The sequence below is a fragment of the Streptomyces sp. NPDC053673 genome, assembly GCF_055585225.1.
This window is the reverse complement of the sequence record NZ_JBVJKN010000063.1, coordinates 1-19,636: the sequence shown is the minus strand read 5'-3', so window position 1 is coordinate 19,636 and position 19,636 is coordinate 1. Positions and strand designations below refer to the sequence as shown.

At 72.3% G+C, this 19,636-nt stretch carries 3 protein-coding genes; all 3 read right to left on the bottom strand.

The genetic code is table 11. The features are described 5' to 3' along the window. The coding region (locus ACZ6ZQ_RS37855; RefSeq protein WP_469773083.1) for a type I polyketide synthase at nt 1-5,525 on the bottom strand (5,525 nt) is incomplete at its 3' end. A gap of 24 nt (nt 5,526-5,549) precedes the next feature. Beyond that, nucleotides 5,550-15,827 (bottom strand): type I polyketide synthase, encoded by a 10,278-nt coding sequence (locus tag ACZ6ZQ_RS37850; protein WP_469773082.1) that lies wholly within the window; start codon nt 15,825-15,827, stop codon nt 5,550-5,552. A gap of 71 nt (nt 15,828-15,898) precedes the next feature. Next, nucleotides 15,899-19,636 (bottom strand): SDR family NAD(P)-dependent oxidoreductase (locus ACZ6ZQ_RS37845; protein WP_469773081.1); only part of this gene is annotated, 3,738 nt, incomplete at its 5' end.

Below are 19,636 nucleotides of genomic sequence, written 5' to 3'. Positions count from 1 at the left end.
GTGATGCCGTCACGCCCCGCGGCAAGGAGCTGCCAAAGGTCTTCGGGAGACTCGATACCGCCGGGGAAACGGCAGCTCATCGCCACGATCGCGATCGGGTCGTCGTCCTCGGCCGCTGTGGACCGGACCGGTGAGAGGGCCGTGCCGACCCCGCTCACCGCACCGGTCGTCCCGTCCGTCAGGTCGCCGATGAGTTCCTCGCGCAGGTACCCGGCGAGCGTGGCCGCCGTCGGGTAGTCGAAGACGAGGGTGGCCGGCAGGCGCCGGCCGGTGGCGTCGCCGAGCAGGTTGCGCAGTTCGACGGCCGTCAGCGAGTCGAACCCCAGCTCCTTGAACGAGCGGCCCGGCTCGACGGCGGCCGGTCCGGGGTAGCCGAGTGCCGTGGCGACCTGCCTGCGGACGAGGTCGAGCAGGGTCCGGTCCTGTTCGGCCGGGGAGAGCGCGGCCAGACGCTGCCGCAGCCCGGACTCGCCTCCGGCTCCGGCCGCGCCGTTCGCGGTGCGGCGTGCGGGAACCCGTACGAGACCCCGCAGCAGCGGTGACATGGTGCCGGCCTGCGCCTGGGTGCGCAGGGCGGTGAGGTCGGCGCGCATCAGGACCGGCGCCGCCTCGTCGATGCGGTGTGCGAGGTCGAACAGCTCCAGGCCCTCCGCCGAGGAGAGCGGGGGCAGGCCCGCGCGCCGCATGCGGCTGATGTCGGCCTCGTCGAGGCCGCCGGCCATGCCCGCGCTGTCGGCCCACAGGGCCCAGGCCAGCGAGGTGGCGGCCAGACCCTGCGACCGGCGGTACTGGGCCAGGGCGTCCAGGAAGACGTTGGCGGCCGCGTAGTTGCCCTGTCCCGGGCCGCCGAAGACACCGCCGATGGAGGAGAAGAGGACGAAGGCGGAGAGGTCGAGGTCCCGGGTCAGCTCGTGCAGGTTGAGGGCGGCGTCGACCTTGGGCCGCAGCACGGCGGAGAGCCGCTCGGGTGTGAGGGACGAGAGCACACCGTCGTCGAGCACACCGGCGGTGTGGACGACCGCGCCGAGCGGGTGCTCGGCGGGGATGTCTGCCAGTACCGCCGCCAGCGCGTCCCGGTCGGCGACGTCGCACGCCGCCCAAGTCACCGTCGCGCCCGCCTCGGCCAGTTCGGCGCCGAGGCGTTCGGCCTCGGGGTTGGTGCCGCCCCGGCGACCCACGAGCAGCAGGTGCCGTACGCCGTGCTCGGCGACGAGCCGCCGGGCGATCAGGCCGCCCAGCATGCCGCCCGCGCCGGTGATCAGAACGGTCGACCCGGGCGGGTACTCCGTGGTCGGGGCGTCCTCTTCCCTGGCGGCCCTGGCAACCCTGGCGAGCCGCGGAGCGTGCACGGCGCCCGCGCGCAGGGCGAGTTGCGGCTCGCCGACGGCGAGCGCGGCGGGCAGCGCGCGTGCGGAGGCGTTGATTCCGTCGGTGTCGACCAGCAGCAGCCGGTCGGGGTGCTCGGACTGCGCCGAGCGCAGCAGGCCCCAGACGGCCGCGTGTACGGGGTCGGTGACCCTGCCGTCCTCACCGGCCGCGACGGCGCCCCTGGTGACGACGACCAGACGGGTGGCGGCGAAGGGCTCCCCCGCGAAAGGCTCGTCGCCGCACCAGGTCCGGGCGAGGGCTAGGGCGTCGTGGGCGGCCGTGTGCACGGCCTGGGCCGCTGTCTCGGTGGCCGGGCCGTAGCCTGCGAACACGACGTCCGGTGCGGACGCTCCGGCCTCGACGGCCGCCGCGAGCCCGGCCAGGTCGGCGTAAGCCGTGACCTCGCCGGGCAGCGTGCCCGCCAGGGACGCGACGGTGTCCGCATCGCCCAGCACGGCCCAACGGCCGTGCGTGGCAGCGGAGTCGGAGCCCGTCGGCAGCACGGTCCACTCGGTCCGGAACACCGACTCGTGGTACGCGGTGCGCGCAGCCTGCACCTGCTCGGCCGAGACGGTACGCAGGACGAGCGAGTCGACGGTGGCGACCGGAGCACCGGAGACGTCCGCGACCTCCAGGCGCACGGCGTTGGCACCGGCCGGGGCGAGGTGCACGCGCAGCGCTTCGGCACCGGCCGCGTGCAGCGTCACTCCGCTCCAGGAGAAGGGGAGCCGCCCTTCACCGTCGGTGCCGCCGAGCACGCCGAGGCCCAGCGTGTGCAACGCCGCGTCGAGCAGGGCGGGGTGCAGCCCGAAGTCACGTGCCGCGGAAGTGTGTTCCTCGGGCATGGCGACTTCGGCGTAGACGCTCTCGCCGTGCCGCCACGCGGCGGTGAGGCCGCGGAACACCGGCCCGTACCCCATGCCGACCTCGGCGAGGTCCGCGTACAGGCTCTCGGTCGGGATCGTCTCGGCGCCTGCCGGAGGCCACTGGGCCAGCTCGAAGTCCGGCCGCGTCGCGCCCTGGACCAGTACACCCTCGGCGTGCCGGATCCACGGTTCGTCGTCCGCGTCGTCCTGCGTACGGGACGAGAGCGTGAACGTCCGCCGACCCGTACCGTCGGAGTCCGGCGCGCCCACATGGATCTGCACCTGTACGCCGCCGCGCTCGGGCAGCACCAGCGGCGCCTGGAGCGTCAGCTCTTCCACCGCATTGCAGCCGACCTGGTCACCGGCGCGCACGGCCAGCTCGACGAAGGCCGTACCGGGCAGCAGGACGGTGTCCATGACCGCGTGGTCGGCGAGCCAGGGGTGGCTGTCCAGACCGAGCCGTCCCGTGAAGAGGAAACCGTCGGAGTCGGCGAGTGCCACCGTCGCACCCAGCAGCGGATGCCCGGCCGACTCAAGCCCGGCGGCGCGCACGTCTGCGGCTCCGGGGCCCGGCTCGATCCAGTAGCGCTGCCGCTGGAAGGCGTACGTGGGCAGGTCGACGCGCTGGGCCCCGGTGCCGGAGAAGTACGCCGGCCAGTCGACGGCGATGCCGCGGGCGTGGGCCTGCGCGACGGCTGCGACGGTGGTCTCGAGCTCGGGGCGGCCGTTACGGAGGACGGGGACGAAAGCGGCCGCGTCGGTGACGCACTCCTGCGCGAGGGCGGAGAGCACGCCCCCGGGGCCGAGTTCGAGGTACGTGGTGACGCCCGCGGCCTCGAGGGCGCGGATGCCGTCCAGGAACCGGACCGCCTCACGCACATGCCGCACCCAGAAGTCGGCCGAGCCCATCTCGTCCGAGACCACCGCACCGGTCAGGTTCGACACGACCGGGATGCGCGGGGACTCGTACGACAGCCCTTCCGCAACCTCACGGAAGTCCTCCAGCATGCCGTCCATGTGCGGCGAGTGGAACGCATGACTGACGACGAGCCGCTTCGTCTTACGGCCCTGCGCCCTGAGGGACTCCGTGATCACGACAGCGGCGTCCTCGTCGCCGGCGACCACGACCGACTGCGGGCCGTTGACTGCGGCAATGCTCACGCCGTCGGTGAGCAGTGGGAGCACTTCGCCCTCCGAGGCCTGCACCGCGATCATCACGCCACCCGTCGGCAACGCCTGCATCAACCGGCCACGCGCAGCGACCAGTTCGCATGCGCCCTGGAGGGACAGGACGCCCGCCACATGGGCGGCGGCGATCTCGCCGATCGAGTGACCGGCCAGGAAGTCCGGCTTCACACCCCAGGACTCGACCAGTCGGAACAGCGCCACTTCGACGGCGAAGAGCGCGGGCTGGGTGAACTCCGTCCGGTCGAGCACGTCCGCCTCGGACCCGAACAGCACATCCTTCAGCGGCACTTCGAGGTGGGCGTCCAGGTGCACGCACACCTCATCAAGAGTATCCGCGAACACGGGATACGCCTCGTACAGCTCACGGCCCATGCCCAGCCGCTGACTCCCCTGCCCGGTGAACAGGAACGCCAGCTTCCCGGCTACCGTCGAGTCCTTGACCAGGCCCGCCGCCGAACCGCCTTCGGCCAGCGCAGCGAGCCCCGCCAGCAGACCCTCGCGGCTGTCGGCCACCACCGCAGCACGGTCGTCGAACGACGCCCGCCCGACCGCCAGCGACCGGGCGATGTCGACCGGCCGCAGTTCGGGGTGCTCTTCGGCGTGCCTGTGCAGCCGACGTGCCTGGTCGCGCAGAGCGTCCTGGCCCTTCGCCGAGAGGAGCCACGGCAGCACCCGCGTCGGCACGGCGGCCTCGGGCGCGGGTGTCTCCTCGGGCTCCGGGGCCTGCTCGATGATCGTGTGCACGTTGGTGCCGCTGACCCCGAAGGCGGAGACGCCGACCCGACGCGGGTGGCCCGTCTCCGGCCACTCCACCGCCTGGGTCAGCAGCGAGACACCGCCCGTGGCCCAGTCGACGTGTGAGGTCGGCGCGTCGACGTGCAGGGTCTGCGGCAGTACGCCGTGCCGCATCGCCATGACCATCTTGATGATGCCCGCGACACCTGCCGCGTTCTGGGTGTGGCCGATGTTCGACTTCAGGGAGCCGAGCCACAGCGGCTGGTCTGCGGGGCGCTCCTGGCCGTACGTGGCGAGCAGTGCCTGCGCCTCGATCGGGTCGCCGAGGGTGGTGCCGGTGCCGTGCGCCTCGACCGCGTCGATGTCCGCGGGAGTCAGCCGGGCACTCTCCAGGGCCTGTCGGATGACCCGCTGCTGGGCCGGGCCGTTCGGGGCGGTGAGCCCGTTGCTGGCACCGTCCTGGTTGACGGCGGAGCCGCGTACGACCGCGAGCACCTGGTGGCCGTTGCGGCGGGCGTCCGAGAGACGCTCCACCAGCAGGACGCCGACAGCCTCGGACCAGCCGGTGCCGTCCGCGGCCTCGGCGAAGGACTTGCAGCGCCCGTCGGGCGACAGCCCGCGCTGGCGGCTGAACTCGACGAAGACGTCCGGGCCCGCGAGCACGGTGACGCCCGCCGCCAGCGCAAGCGAGCACTCACCCTGACGCAGCGCCTGGACGGCCATGTGCAAAGCGACGGAGGAGGACGAGCAGGCCGTGTCAATGGTGGCGGCGGGGCCCTCCAGCCCGAAGACGTAGGCCAGGCGGCCGGAGACCACGCTGGAGGCGGTGCCGGTGAGGAGATGGCCCTCCACTCCGTCCGGGAGTTCGTGCGAGCCGGCACCGTAGGAGTTGGCGGACGCGCCGACGAAGACGCCGGCCCGGCTGCCGCGCAGCGACGCGGGGTCGATCCCGGCGCGCTCGAAGACCTCCCAGGTGGTCTCCAGGAGCAGCCGCTGCTGCGGGTCCATGGCCAGGGCCTCGCGCGGCGAGATCCCGAAGAACGCGGCGTCGAAGTCGGCGGCGTCGTGGAGGAAGCCGCCGTCGCGGGCGTAGCTGGTGCCTTCGTGGTCCGGGTCGGGGTCGTACAGCGTCTCGATGTCCCAGCCGCGGTTGGCGGGGAAGCCCGAGATGGCGTCGCCACCGCTCTCGACGAGTCTCCACAGCTCCTCGGGCGAGCTGACGCCGCCCGGGAAGCGGCAGCTCATACCGACGATCGCGATCGGTTCGCGCGAGGCGTCGGTGAGCTCCTGGTTCCGGCGGCGCAGCCACTCGGTTTCCTTCAGGGAGGCCCGCAGCGCTTCAACGACTTTTTCGTTGGGGGTTGTCATCAGTTACTCCGCACTTCGGGCACGTCAGGATCGGTTGCTGTCGTTGGTGTCGCTGCTGTCGGGCCCGCCGAGCCCGTCGAGGTAGCCGCGGCCGTCGAGGGCCAGGTCGAGGAGGTCCTGGAGGTCCATGGTGTCGATGGACTCCCCGTCGTCGGCGGAGCTCGTGGTGGTGGCGTGGTTGTCCGGGCCGGCGAGCCGGAGCAGCGTGTCCAGCAGTCCGGCTTCGCGGATCCGGCCCAGCGGGATGGTCGCCAGCGTCCGGCGCAGCTCCGCCTCCTGCGGGTCGGTGTCCACGGCCTGGGCGGCAAGGGGGCCGGTCGGCTCGGGGAAGAGGGTGTGCAGCAGATGCCGGGTCAGGGCCTGCGGGTTGGGGTAGTCGAACACCAGGCTGGACGGCAGCCGCAGACCGCACGCGGTGCCCAGGCGATTGCGCAGTTCGACGGCGGTCAGTGAGTCGAAGCCGAGGTCCTTGAACGCCCGGTCGGCTGCGACCGCGTCGGCGGAGGCATGCCCGAGGGCGGTTGCCGCGTGCTCGCGTACGAGTTCCAGCAAGGCCGCCTCCCGGTCGTCCCCGGTGAGCTCCGAGAGCCCCTGCAGTACGGCGGGCGAGGCGTCGGTAGTGGTGCCTTCGGTGGCCGTCGTGCCGCCCCGCAATGCGTCGTGTACCTCGGGCAGATCTCCGATGAGCGGGCGGGGCCGCGCCGCGGCGAACACAGGCGCGAAGCGTGCCCAGTCCACGTCGGCGACGGTCAGCGCCGCGTCCCGGCCTCCGACTGCGCGTTCCAGCGCCAGGAGGTTCTTCGCCGGGTCCATGAGCGGCAGTCCGCGGCGGCGCAGCTGCTCCTCCGCGTCGCCTTCGGCTGCCATGCCGCCGTCAGCCCACGGGCCCCAGGCGATCGCGGTGGCGGGGAGACCGCGGGCCGCGCGCCGCTCGGCGAGCGTGTCGAGGAAGGCGTTGGCCGCTGCGTATGCGCCCTGGCCACCGCTGCCCCACACACCGGCGATGGAGGAGAAGAGGATGAATGCGTCCAGGGAGTCCGGCGCGTCGAAGAGGGCGTCGAGGTGGATGGCCCCGGCTGTCTTCGCGGCCACGACGTGGGCGAATCCGGGCAGGTCCGTGCCGGTACCGGGCGGCTGCGAGACACCGGCGGCGTGCACGACTGCGCGTACCGGGGTGCCGTCGGCGGCCAGCCGCGCGACGAGCGCTTCGAGCGCGGTCCGGTCGGCGACGTCGCAGGCCGCCAGGGTCACGTCGGCGCCGAGCGCGGACAGTTCCGTCTCGATCTCGGCCGCGCCGGGCGCGTCGGCGCCCCGGCGGCTGACGAGTACGAGCCGTTCGGCACCGCGCTCGGCGAGCCACCGCGCCATGTGACGCCCGAGCGCGCCGGTGCCACCGGTGATGAGCACGGTGCCGCGCGGTGTCCAGGCCGCGGCCCGCGCCGCAGACGCGGCCCGCTCCAGCCGTCGTACGAGCGTTCCGGAGGTACGGATCGCCAGCTGGTCCTCGTCACCCGCTCCGGCGAGCACCGCCATCAGTCCGGACAGCACACGGTCGTCGCACACCACAGGCAGGTCGACGAGTCCGCCCCAGTGTTCGGGGTGCTCCAGGGCGACGACCCGGCCGAGGCCCCAGACCTGCGCCTGTGCGGCGCCGCCGACTTCGTCGGCCGCGATGGCCGCGACGGCGTCGCGTGTGACACACCACAGCGGAGCGACGGCGTCTCGGGCATCTTCTGTCAGCGCGTCGGCGAGCGCGGAACCGAGCGCCAGGCCGACGGGAACGCCGGGGTGCTCGGGGTGCGGCCGCTCGTCCAGCGCGACCAGGGACAGGACACCGGCGAGCGGGCCGTCGGCCGCCGTCTCGCGCAGCACCTCCTCCACGCGCGCGGTCAGTACGGCGGGGTCACTGTCCGCGGTGTCGAGGACGAGCGGTACGAGCCGGGCGCCGCCCGCCTCGATCCGGTCGGTCAGCGCGCGGACCCAGGGATCGTCCGCGTACGGCGCCGGCACGGCCACCAGCCAGGTACCGGTGGGGGTGCCCCCATCGGCCCGGTCGGCCCCGGACCAGGGCTGCCAGGCGATCCGGTAGCGGCGGGCGTCCGCCTGCGACTGCGCCTGCTGGTCGCGCCGCCACAGCGACAGGGCGGGCAGCACGGCGCTGAGCGGCTGGTCCCCGTCGATCTCCAACTCATCGGCGAGCGAACCCAGATCGGCCCGATCGACCGCCTCCCAGAAGCGTGCGTCCACCTCGCTTCCCTCGACGGCAACGGCAGGACGCGGGGCGACGGGCTCGGGCCAGTAGCGCTTGCGCTGGAAGGCGTAGGTGGGCAGGTCGATGCGCTGGGCGCCGGTGCCGGAGAAGTACGCCGGCCAGTCGACCGCGATGCCGTGGACATGGGCCTGCGCCAGGGCGGTGGCCGCGGTCTCGGGCTCGGGGCGTCCCTTGCGCAGCATCGGCGCGAAGGTGACATTCGCGTCACCGTTCAGGCAGTCCTGGGCCATCGCCGAGAGGACACCGTCCGGGCCGAGTTCGAGGTACGTCGTGACTCCGGCCGTCTCCAGGGCGCGGATGCCGTCCAGGAAGCGGACCGTCTCGCGGACATGGCGGACCCAGAAGTCCGCCGCGCCCATCTCGTCCGACACCACCGCTCCGGTCAGGTTGGAGACGATGGGTATGCGGGGGGTGTTGTACGACAGGCTCTCGGCGACCTTGCGGAAGTCGGCGAGCATGCTGTCCATGTGCGGCGAGTGGAACGCATGACTGACGACGAGCTGCTTCGTCTTACGGCCCTGCGCCTCGAAGCTCTCGGCGATCGCCACCGCCGCGTCCTCGTCACCCGCGATGACGACCGACTGCGGGCCGTTGATCGCCGCGATGCTCACCCGGTCGGACAGCAGCGGAAGAACCTCGTCCTCCGAAGCCTGTACCGCGATCATCACGCCATCGGTCGGCAGCGCCTGCATCAGGCGGCCGCGGGCGGCGACCAGTTCACATGCATCCTCAAGGGACAGGACGCCCGCCACATGCGCAGCGGAGATCTCACCGATCGAATGACCCGCCAGGAAGTCCGGCCTCAGCCCCCACGACTCCACCAGCCGGAACAGCGCCACCTCCACCGCGAAGAGGGCAGGCTGCGTATATGCCGTCTGGTCCAGCAGGTCACCTTCCGCAGAGAACAGCACATCCTTCAACGGCACTTCGAGGTGAACATCGAGATGAGCACTGACCGCGTCCAGCGCATCCGCGAACACCGGATAGGCCTCGTGCAGCTCCCGGCCCATGCCCAGCCGCTGACTCCCCTGCCCCGTGAACAGGAACGCCAGGCCGCCACCGGCCGCCGCCCCCTGCACCAGCCCCGGCGCCTGCTTCCCCGCAGCCAGTGCCGCGAGCGCCCGCTTCAGGCCCTCGTAGTCGTCGGACAGGATCGCCGCCCGGTGGTCGAGGCCCGCCCGACCCGACGCCAGCGAGTAGGCCAGATCGGCCGATCGGGGACTGCCGGCGGCCACGACCACCGACAGGAGCTGTCCGGCCTGGGCGCGGAGAGCGTCCGCGTTCTTGGCCGACAGGACGTACGGCAGGGTGCCGGGCGCCTTGGTGACGGGCAGTGGCCGCGGCTCGGAGACGGCGACGGTCTCCGGGGCCTGCTCGATGATCGTGTGAGCATTGGTGCCGCTGATGCCGAAGGATGACACACCGGCTCGCCACGGCCGCTCGGTGGCCGGCCACTGCGCGGCCTCGGTCAGCAGGGCGATGTCACCGGCCGTCCAGTCGACGTGCGGGGTCGGCTCGTCCACGTGCAGGGTCTGCGGCAGCACCCCGTGCTGCATAGCCATGACCATCTTGATGATCCCCGCGACACCGGCGGCGGCCTGCGTGTGACCGATGTTCGACTTGACCGAGCCGAGCAGCAGCGGCCGGTCCTCCGGCCGGTCCTGCCCGTACGTCGCGAGAAGTGCCTGCGCCTCGATCGGGTCACCGAGCTTCGTACCCGTACCGTGCGCCTCCACCACATCCACATCAGCGGCCGACAGACCCGCACTCGCCAGAGCGGCGCGGATCACCCGCTGCTGGGACGGGCCGTTCGGAGCCGTGAGCCCGTTGCTCGCACCGTCCTGATTGATCGCCGAGCCCCGGACCACCGCCAGTACCGGGTGACCGTTGCGGCGAGCGTCCGACAGCCGCTCGACCAGCAGCATGCCGACACCCTCACCCCAGCCCGTACCGTCAGCCGCCGCCGCGAACGCTTTGCAGCGCCCGTCGGGCGAGAGGCCGCCCTGCCGGCTGAACTCGCTGAACGTGCCCGGCGTGGACATCACCGTCACACCACCGGCCAGGGCCAGCGAGCACTCGCCGTTGCGCAGCGCCTGAACGGCCCAGTGCAGGGCGACCAACGACGACGAGCACGCCGTGTCGACAGTCACCGCCGGGCCCTCCAGGCCCAGGGCGTAGGAGACCCGGCCGGACATGACGCTGCCCGCGTTGCCGGTCATCACATGGCCGAGGACTGCGTCCGCGCCGGACTGCTCCAGATGGGCGTCGTATCCGCTGTAGGCAGCCCCGACGAAGACTCCGGCCCGGCTGCCGCGCAGCGACGAGGCGTCGATGCCCGCCCGCTCGATCACCTCCCAGGACGTTTCGAGCAGCAGCCGCTGCTGGGGGTCCATGGCGAGTGCCTCGCGCGGCGAGATCCCGAAGAAGTCGGCGTCGAAGGTGTCGGCGTCGTACAGGAAGCCGCCCTCGAAAGTGCGTCCGTCATCGCCTGCGTACAGCTCGTCGGTGTCCCAGCCTCGGTTTCCGGGCAGGCCGGAGATCGCGTCTTTGCCGGTCTCGACGAGCTGCCACAGGTCCTCGGGGGTGCGGACGCCTCCCGGGTAGCGGCAGCTCATGGCAACGATCGCGATCGGGTCGTCGGCGAGGCCGGCGCCCGAGGGGACGGCGAGCGGGTCGGCGGCTGCTTCGTCCGGGTCGCCGAGGAGTTCGACGCGCAACTGCCGGGCAAGCGCGGTGGGCGACGGGTAGTCGAAGACGAGGGTCGTCGCCAGGCGCAGGCCGGTGGCGGCGCCCAGCCGGTTTCGCAGCTCGACGGCGGTCAGCGAGTCGAAGCCGAGGTCCTTGAACGCCCGGGTGGGCTCGACCTGTTCGGCCGACGTGTGGCCGAGTACGGATGCGACCTGAGTACGTACGAGATCGAGCAGCGCCCGGTCCTGTTCGTGACTCGTGAGGCGGAGCAGCCGCTCGGCCAGTGGGGTGCCGCCGTCGGTGCGGGTGCTCGCGGTCCGGCGGCCGCCGGTGCCGAGGAGTGCCCGGAACACCGGGGCGACCGGGCCGGGCCCCGCGACGCTGCGCAGCGCGGCCAGGTTCAGGCGGGCCGGGACGAGGTCGGGTCGGTCGGCGCGGAGGGCCGCGTCGAACAGGTCCATGCCCTCGGCGGCGGAGAGGGCGCCCATGCCGTGCTGCTCCATGCGGCGCAGCTGAGCCTCGTCGAGGCCGCCGGTCATCCCGCTGGTGTCGGCCCACAGGCCCCAGGCGAGCGAGGTGGCGGGCAGCCCCTGGGCGTGGCGGTGCTGGGCGAGCGCGTCCAGGAAGACGTTGGCCGCCGCGTAGCCGGCCTGCCCCGCGCTGCCGAGGGTGCCGGCGATCGCGGAGAAGAGGACGAAGGCCGTCAGCGGCAGGCCCCGGGTGAGTTCGTGCAGGTGCAGGGCGGCGTCGGCCTTCGGCCGCAGCACCGTGTCCAGTCGTTCCGGGGTGAGGGAGTCGATCACGCCGTCGTCGAGAACGCCCGCCGTGTGGACGACCGCCGTGAGGGGGTGCTCGGCCGGGACGGCGGACAGAACAGCGGCCAGGGCGTCCCGGTCGGCGGCGTCGCAGGCGGCCCAGGTGACGTCGGCGCCCAGCTGTGCGAGCTCCGCGGTGCGTTCGGCAGCGCCGGGGGCTTCGGCGCCGCGGCGGCTGAGGAGCAGCAGGTGGCGTGCCCCGTGCACGCCGGCCAGGTGGCGGGCGACGATCCCGGCGAGCGTGCCGGAGCCGCCGGTGATCAGGACTGTGCCGTTCGGGTCGAGTGCCGGGGCCGCGACGTGCGCGTCCGTACGGCTCCGGGTCAGCCGGGGTACGTGTACGGCTGTGCCGCGCAGCAGCAGTTCGGGCTCTCCGGTGGCGAGGGCGGCGGCCAGGATCGCTTCCGCGGCGTCCGCCGCGGCCTCGTCGAGGTCGGCGAGGACGAAGCGTCCGGGGTTCTCCGTCTCCGCAGAGCGCACCAGGCCCCAGACGGCGGCTTGCGGAAGGTCCTCGATGTCCTCGCCGGGCGCGGCGACCGCGCCCCGGGTCATGACGACGAGCCGGGAGTCCGCGAACCGCTCGTCCGCCGACCAGGACCGGACCAGGTCGAGCGCGCGGTCGGTTGCTTCGCGCAGGGCCTCGGTCCCCTTCGCCGCTTCCTGCCCTGCGAGGGGTGCGAAGACGTAGGCGGGTACGGGCGCTCCCTCGTCGACCGCCTTGCCGAGCGCGGCCAGGTCCGCGAACGAGGTGGCCGTGTCCGCGTACGGGGCGGCCGGTCCGAACCTGCCGGAGCCCAGGACCGCCCAGCGGTCGGTCGACGTGCCTGTTCCGTCGGCGACCGGCAGCGACACCCAGTCGAGCTGGTACAGCGAGTCGTGGTGCGTTGCTGGTACTGCACCGGATGTGCCCGCCTCGAACGGGCGCGGGGTCAGGCCGCCCACGGTGGCCACGGGCTCGCCCAGGTCGTCGGCGAGTGCCAGCGCGATGGCCCCGTCGGGTCCGGCGGATATCCGTACGCGCAGGGCACCGGCGCCCACCGCGTGCAGGGTCATGTCCGACCAGGAGCCGAGTCCGGCACCCGAGTCGGCGAGCGCTGCCACGTGCACGGCGGCGTCCAGCAGCGCCGGATGCAGTCCGAAGTCCGTTGGTTCCGGGCCGCCTTCGGGGAGACGTACCTCGGCGAACAGGTCGCCGTCTCGCCGCCAGACGGCCTGCACGGCCCGGAAGAGCGGGCCGCGCTGCGGATCGCGCACGTCCTGTGCATCGGCTGCACGGGTTGCATCGATGCCATGCGCGTACAGGTCCGTGATGTCCACCGGTTCGGCCCCGGCGGGCGGCCACTGCGCCAGCTCGAAGGACGCGGCCGGGGCGGTGCGGGCGAGAACGCCATGGGCGTGACGGACCCAGGGGGTGTCCGCCGGGGCGGTTTCCGAGCGGGAGGAGACGGTGAAGGGACGGCGGCCCTCGGCATCGGGCCCGTCGACGAGGACTTGGAGCCGTACGGCACCTTCGGCGGGCAGTGTCAGCGGGGCGTCGAGGTTCATCACGTCGAGGTGCGCGCAGTCGGTCCGGTCCCCGGCGCGCACGGCCAGTTCGACGAGGGCCGCGCCGGGCAGCACGGCGGTTCCGGCCACGGTGTGGTCGGCGAGCCAGGGCTGAGCCCGAAGGGAGAGCCTGCCGGTGAACAGCACACTGTCGGAGTCGGCAAGGGTGACGGCCGCGCCGAGCAGCGGGTGCGCGGCCGGATCGAGACCCGCCTCGTTCACGTCCCCGGCCCCGGTGGCCCCGGGCTCCAGCCAGAAGCGCTCGTGCTGGAAGGCGTAGGTCGGCAACTCGACCCGCTGGGCGCCGGTGCCGGAGTAGTACGCCTGCCAGTCCAGGGGCACACCGTGGACGTGCGCGTGTGCCAGGGCGGTGGTCAGCGCTTCGGCCTCGGGCCGACCGGCGCGGAGTACGGGGGCGAAGACGGCGTCCGCATGACCGGTCACGCACTCCTGGGCCATCGCCGAGAGCACGCCGTCCGGGCCGAGTTCGATGTACGTGGTGACCTCGGCGTTCTCCAGGGCGCGTATGCCGTCGAGGAACCGTACGGCTTCACGGACGTGCCGGACCCAGAAGTCGGCTGAACCCATCTCGTCGGTGACCAGGGCTCCGGTGAGGTTTGAGACGACAGGAATGCGCGGGGTGTTGTACGACAGGCCCTCCGCCAGCTTGCGGAAATCGGCGAGCATGTCGTCCATGAGCGGCGAGTGAAAGGCGTGGCTGACGGTAAGGCGCTTGGACTTGCGGTCCTTGAGGTTCTCGACGATCACCGTGGCCGCGTCCTCGTCGCCCGCAATGACGACAGACCGGGGGCCGTTGATCGCTGCAATGCTCACCCGGTCGGTGAGCAGCGGAGCCACTTCGGCCTCGGATGCCTGGATCGCGATCATTACGCCACCGGAGGGCAGCGACTGCATCAACCGGCCGCGAGCGGCCACCAGTTCACACGCGTTCTCCAGGGACAGCACCCCGGCCACATGCGCGGCGGCGATCTCACCGATGGAGTGCCCGGCCAGGTAGTCCGGCGTCACGCCCCAGCTCTCCAGCAGCCGGAACAGCGCAACCTCGACAGCGAACAACGCCGGCTGGGTACAGGAGGTGCGGTTGAGCGCCTCTGCGTCCGTCCCGAACAGGACATCCTTCAGAGGCAGTTCGAGGTGGAGGTCCAGGTGTGCGCAGACCGCGTCCAGCGCCTGCGCGAAGACCGGATACGTCTCGTACAGCTCACGGCCCATCCCGAGCCGCTGGCTCCCCTGCCCCGTGAACAGGAACGCCGTCTTGCCCTCCGTCACCGTGCCCGTGACCAGGCTGCCGGTCTCCGTCCCCTCCGCAAGCGCGGTCAGGGCAGTTCGGAAGTCGTCCTCGGTGCTGCCGAGCAGCACGGCGCGATGCTCCAGGGCGCCGCGGCTGGTGGCGAGCGAGTAGCCGATGTCGAGGGGGCGGCCGGTGGTCCCGCCCTGGTCGTGGGTGGCGAGCAGGCGAGCGGCCTGGGCACGCAGCGCGTCGGCGGTCCTGCCCGAGAGCGTCCATGGCAGAGCAGTCGGGACGACGGCCGGTGATGCGGGTGCCGTCGGCGCCTCCTCCTCATCGGGCTCCGGGGCCTGCTCGATGATGGTGTGGGCATTGGTTCCGCTCACACCGAACGCGGAGATGGCCGCGCGGCGCGGTGCGCCGGTCTCCGGCCAGGGCATCGACTCGGTGAGCAGGGCGACTTCGCCCGTCGACCAGTCGACGTCGGTGGTGGGCTCGTCGATGTGCAGCGACTTGGGCAGCACGCCGTGGCGCATGGCCATGACCATCTTGATGATGCCTGCGACACCGGCGGCGGCCTGCGTGTGGCCGATGTTGGATTTGAGCGAGCCGAGGCGCAGCGGCCGGCCGGCGGGGCGGTCCTGGCCGTAGGTGGCGAGCAGTGCCTGCGCTTCGATCGGGTCGCCGAGGGTGGTGCCCGTGCCGTGTGCCTCGACGGCATCGACCTCGGCGGCGGACAGCCGGGCGCTTTCCAGGGCCTGGCGGATGACACGCTGCTGGGAGGGGCCGTTCGGGGCGGTGAGCCCGTTGCTGGCGCCGTCCTGGTTGACGGCGGAGCCGCGTACGACGGCGAGGACGGGGTGGCCGTTGCGGCGGGCGTCGGACAGACGCTCCACGAGGAGGACGCCCACGCCCTCGGACCAGCCGGTGCCGTCGGCGGACCCGGCGAAGGACTTGCAGCGCCCGTCGGGCGACAAGCCGCGCTGGCGGCTGAACTCGACGAACACATCGAGGTTGGGCATCACACACACGCCGCCGACCAGGGCGAGCGAGCACTCTCGCTGACGCAGCGCCTGGGTGGCGAGGTGCAGGGCGAAAAGAGAGGACGAGCAGGCCGTGTCGACGGTGGCGGCGGGGCCCTCCAGGCCGAAGACGTAACTGACCCGGCCGGACAGGACACTGGTGGCGCCGCCCGTCAGCAGCAGCCCTTCGAGTCCTGCCGGGACCTCACGCAGGTCGGCTCCGTAGCCCATGGCGCTCGCGCCGACGTAGACACCGGTGCGGCTGCCCCGTACCGCCATGGGGTCGATACCCGCGCGCTCGAACACCTCCCACGAGGTTTCCAGGAGCTGGCGCTGCTGCGGATCCATCGCGAGTGCTTCGCGCGGCGATATCCCGAAGAATCCGGGGTCGAATGCGGTGGCCCCGTCGAGGAATCCACCGCCGGTGTTGTAGAAGGCGCCCTTACGGTCGGGGTCCGGGTCGGCGAGCGTCTCGATGTCCCAGCCCCGGTCGGCGGGGAATCCGGTGATGGCGTCGCCGCCCTCGGCGACCAGTCGCCACAGTTCTTCAGGGGACGTCACCCCGCCCGGGAACCGGCAGCTCATCGCGACGATCGCGATCGGTTCCCGGGCGTCCGCCTCGGCCTCCTGGAGGCGGCGGCGGGCCCGACGCAGCTCCGTGGTCATCCACTTCAGGTTTTCGAGAAGCTTTTCTTCGTTCGCGCTGGCCACTGGAACGTCACCCCCTGGGGAATCGCGGAATGCTTGCGGACATCGGATCGGTCATCAGAACGGTCATCTGATCAGGATTTTCCGAATTCGTTGTTGATGATGTCGAAGAGGTCGTCGGCGGACGCCGATTCGATTTCGAGTTCTTCGTCCTCTCCGATGGCCGCTCGTTCTGCCCTGTTCCAGTTCGCCAGGAGCTCTTCGAGGCGTGCGGTGACGCGGACGCGTTCGGTGGTGTCCCCGGGGACCGACGAGAGAAGGAATTCCAGCTTGTCGATCTCCGCGAGTGCCGGGAGTTGCGCCGCGGTGTCCTCGCCGAGGAGCTCCGCCCGGATGTGGGCGGCCAGCGCGGCCGGGGTCGGGTAGTCGAAGACGAGGCTGGCCGGCAGGCGCAGTCCGGTGGTGGCACCCAGGCGGTTGCGCAGTTCGACCGCGGTGAGCGAGTCGAAGCCCAGCTCCTTGAAGGCGCGGCCGGCTTCGACCGTTGCCGCCCCGTCGTGCCCGAGGACGACGGCGACCTGAGCCCGGACCAGGTTGAGCACCATCCGCTCCGCCTCGGGCCCGGTCACGCCCCGCAACTCGGCTTCGAGGCTCGCCGCCTCCTCGGCCGCCGTGCCGGCGCCGTCCTGCTCGGCGGCGAGTGTGCGACGCACCTCGGGGAGGTCGCCGATCAGGGGACGTGGCCGGGCCGCGGTGAAGGCTGGGACAAACAGGTCCCAGTCGACGTCGGCCACCGTCACCGTCGCGTCGTCCTCGTCCAGCGCCTGCTGGAGCGCAGCGATGGACAACTCCGGCGCCATCACGGGAAGTCCGCGGCGGCGCAGCTGCTCCACCGCCTCGTCGTCGGCGGCAAGACCGCCCTCGCCCCAGGGGCCCCAGGCCACCGAGGTGGCCCTCAGCCCACGGGAGCGGCGCTGCTGCGCCAGGGCGTCGAGGTGGGCGTTGGCCGCCGCGTACGCGGCCTGGTGGCCGCTGCCCCACACTCCCGCGATCGAGGAGAAGAGCACGAAGGCGTCCAACTCGGTGGTGCCGAGCAGCTCGTCGAGGTGTGCGGCTCCTGCGACCTTGGCGGCGACGACATCGGCGATGTCGCCGGGGCCGGTCTCGGCGAGCGGCGCCACCTGGCCGACGCCCGCCGTGTGGAAGACGGCGGAGAGGCCGGTTCCGGGCGTACCGTCGGTGAGGTCCTCGCGCAGTTGTGTGAGCAGCTCGGAGACAGCGGCCCGGTCGGTCACGTCGCACGCCACGGCCGTGGCCCGCGCGCCCAGCGCGGTGATCTCCGCGACCAGGGAGTCCGCGCCGGGCGCTTGCGGCCCCCGCCGGCTGACCAGGACCAGGTGCTCCGCACCGTGTGCCGCGAGCCAGCGGGCGACGTGTCCACCGAGCGCACCCGTGCCGCCGGTGATGAGGACGGTGCCGCGCGGGCGCCAGGGCGAACGGTCCGCCGCGCTGTCGCCGCCGGTTGCCACACCGTGCGTCGCCGGAGAGGCGTGCCCAGAGGCGTGCCCGATGCGGCGGGCCAGGAGGCCCGCGGAGCGTATCGCGATCTGGTCCTCTTCCCCGGCGCCCGCGAGCACGGCGAGCAGCCGGTCGAGGGCCCGCTCGTCCACCGTGCCGGGCAGGTCCACGAGCCCGCCCCAGCGGTCGGGATGTTCCAGGGCGACGACCCGGCCGAAGCCCCAGACCTGCGCCTGCGCGGCGCTCCTGACCCGGTCCGACGGAGCGGTCGCCACGGCTCCGGCCGTGACACACCACAGCGGGGCTTCGATGCCCGCATCGCCGAGCGCCTGTACGAGGACTCCCGTGAGAAGCAGCCCGGCGGGCACCGCCGCGTGGGCCGGGTGCGGGTCCTCGGCGGACGCCAGCAGGGACAGTACGCCGTCGACCTGGCGGTCCCCTACGGTCTCACGGAGCCGTCCGGCGAGCGCCGCACGGTTCAACTCGGCCTCCGGCAGGACGATGTGCCGTACGTCCACGCCCTGCGCCTCCAGGGCGCCCGAGACCGCGGGGAGACCACCGCCCGCTTCGGTCGCGGGGGTCACCACGAGCCAGGTCCCCGACGGCCGGGCGACGACCGGATCGGCCATCGGCTTCCACGTGACGGCGTAGCGCCAGCCGTCGACGACGGACTGCTCCTGCCGCTGCCGCCGCCATGCGGACAGCGCCGGCAGCAGGGCGCTCAGCGGCTGGTCCGCGTCGATGTCGAGGGTGGCGGTGAGCGCGGCAAGGTCGGCGTTGTCGACGGCCTCCCAGAACTGCGCGTCCACCGCCGCGGGGGAGGAGTCGCCGACGGCCTCGACGGCCGCCGCACCGGCGGCTTCCTCCAGCCAGTAGCGCTTGCGCTGGAAGGCGTAGGTGGGCAGGTCGATGCGCTGGGCGCCGGTGCCGGCGAAGTACGCCGGCCAGTTGACCGCGATGCCGTGGACATGGGCCTGTGCGAGGGCGGTGGTCGCGGTCTCGGGCTCGGGGCGTCCCTTGCGCAGCATCGGCGCGAAGGTGACATTCGCGTCACCGTTCACGCAGTCCTGGGCCATCGCCGAGAGGACACCGTCCGGGCCGAGTTCGAGGTACGTGGTGACTCCAGCGGTCTCCAGGGCGCGGATGCCGTCCAGGAAGCGGACCGTCTCGCGGACATGGCGGACCCAGAAGTCGGCCGACGTCATCTCGTCGGTGACCGGGGCACCGGTCAGGTTGGAGACGAAGGGGATACGGGGGGTGTTGTACGACAGGCCCTCGGCGACCTTGCGGAAGTCGGCGAGCATGCCGTCCATGTGCGGCGAATGGAACGCATGACTGACGACGAGCTGCTTCGTCTTACGGCCCTGCGCCTCGAAGCTCTCGGCGATCGCCACCGCCGCGTCCTGGTCTCCGGCGACCACCACGGACTGCGGGCCGTTGATCGCCGCGATGCTCACCCGGTCGGTCAGCAGCGGCAGGACCTCGTCCTCCGAAGCCTGTACCGCGATCATCACGCCATCCGTCGGCAGCGCCTGCATCAACCGACCGCGGGCAGAGACCAGGTGAGCAGCGTCCTCCAGGGACAGCACACCTGCCACATGCGCAGCCGCGATCTCACCGACCGAGTGCCCGGAAAGAAAGTCCGGCCTCAGCCCCCACGACTCCACCAGCCGGAACAACGCCACCTCCACCGCGAAGAGGGCAGGCTGGGTGTAGGCCGTCTGGTCGAGCAGATCGCCTTCGGACGCGAACAGCATGTCCTTCAAGGGAAGTTCGAGGTGGACGTCCAGGTGGGCGCACACCGCGTCCAGCGCATCCGCGAACACCGGATAGGTCTCATACAACTCACGGCCCATCCCCAGCCGCTGACTCCCCTGCCCCGTGAACAGGAACGCCAGGCCGCCGTCAGCAGCCGTACCCTGGACGAGCCCCGGCGTCTCTTCCCCTGCGGCCAGCGCCTTCAGGGCAGCCAGGAATTCCTCCCGCTCCCCCGCGACGACCACTGCGCGTCGATCAAGAGCAGCTCGCGATGTCGTCAGGGAGTAAGCCACATCGGCCGGCTCCAGAAGTGGATCGGATACGACACGCGCCCGCAGCCGCTCGGCCTGTACGCGCAGCGCCACCTCGCTCTTCGCCGACAGCGCCCAAGGCACGATGCCGGGCCGGCGCGACCGTCCGGGCGTGTCGGTCTCCTGGGCGGGCGGGGCCTGTTCCAGGATCGTGTGGGCGTTCGTCCCGCTCACACCGAACGACGAGATGCCCGCCCGGCGCGGCCGGCCGGTCTGCGGCCACGCCACCTGCTCGGTCAGCAAAGCAATGTCACCCGCCGACCAGTCCACGTGCGGCGTCGGCTC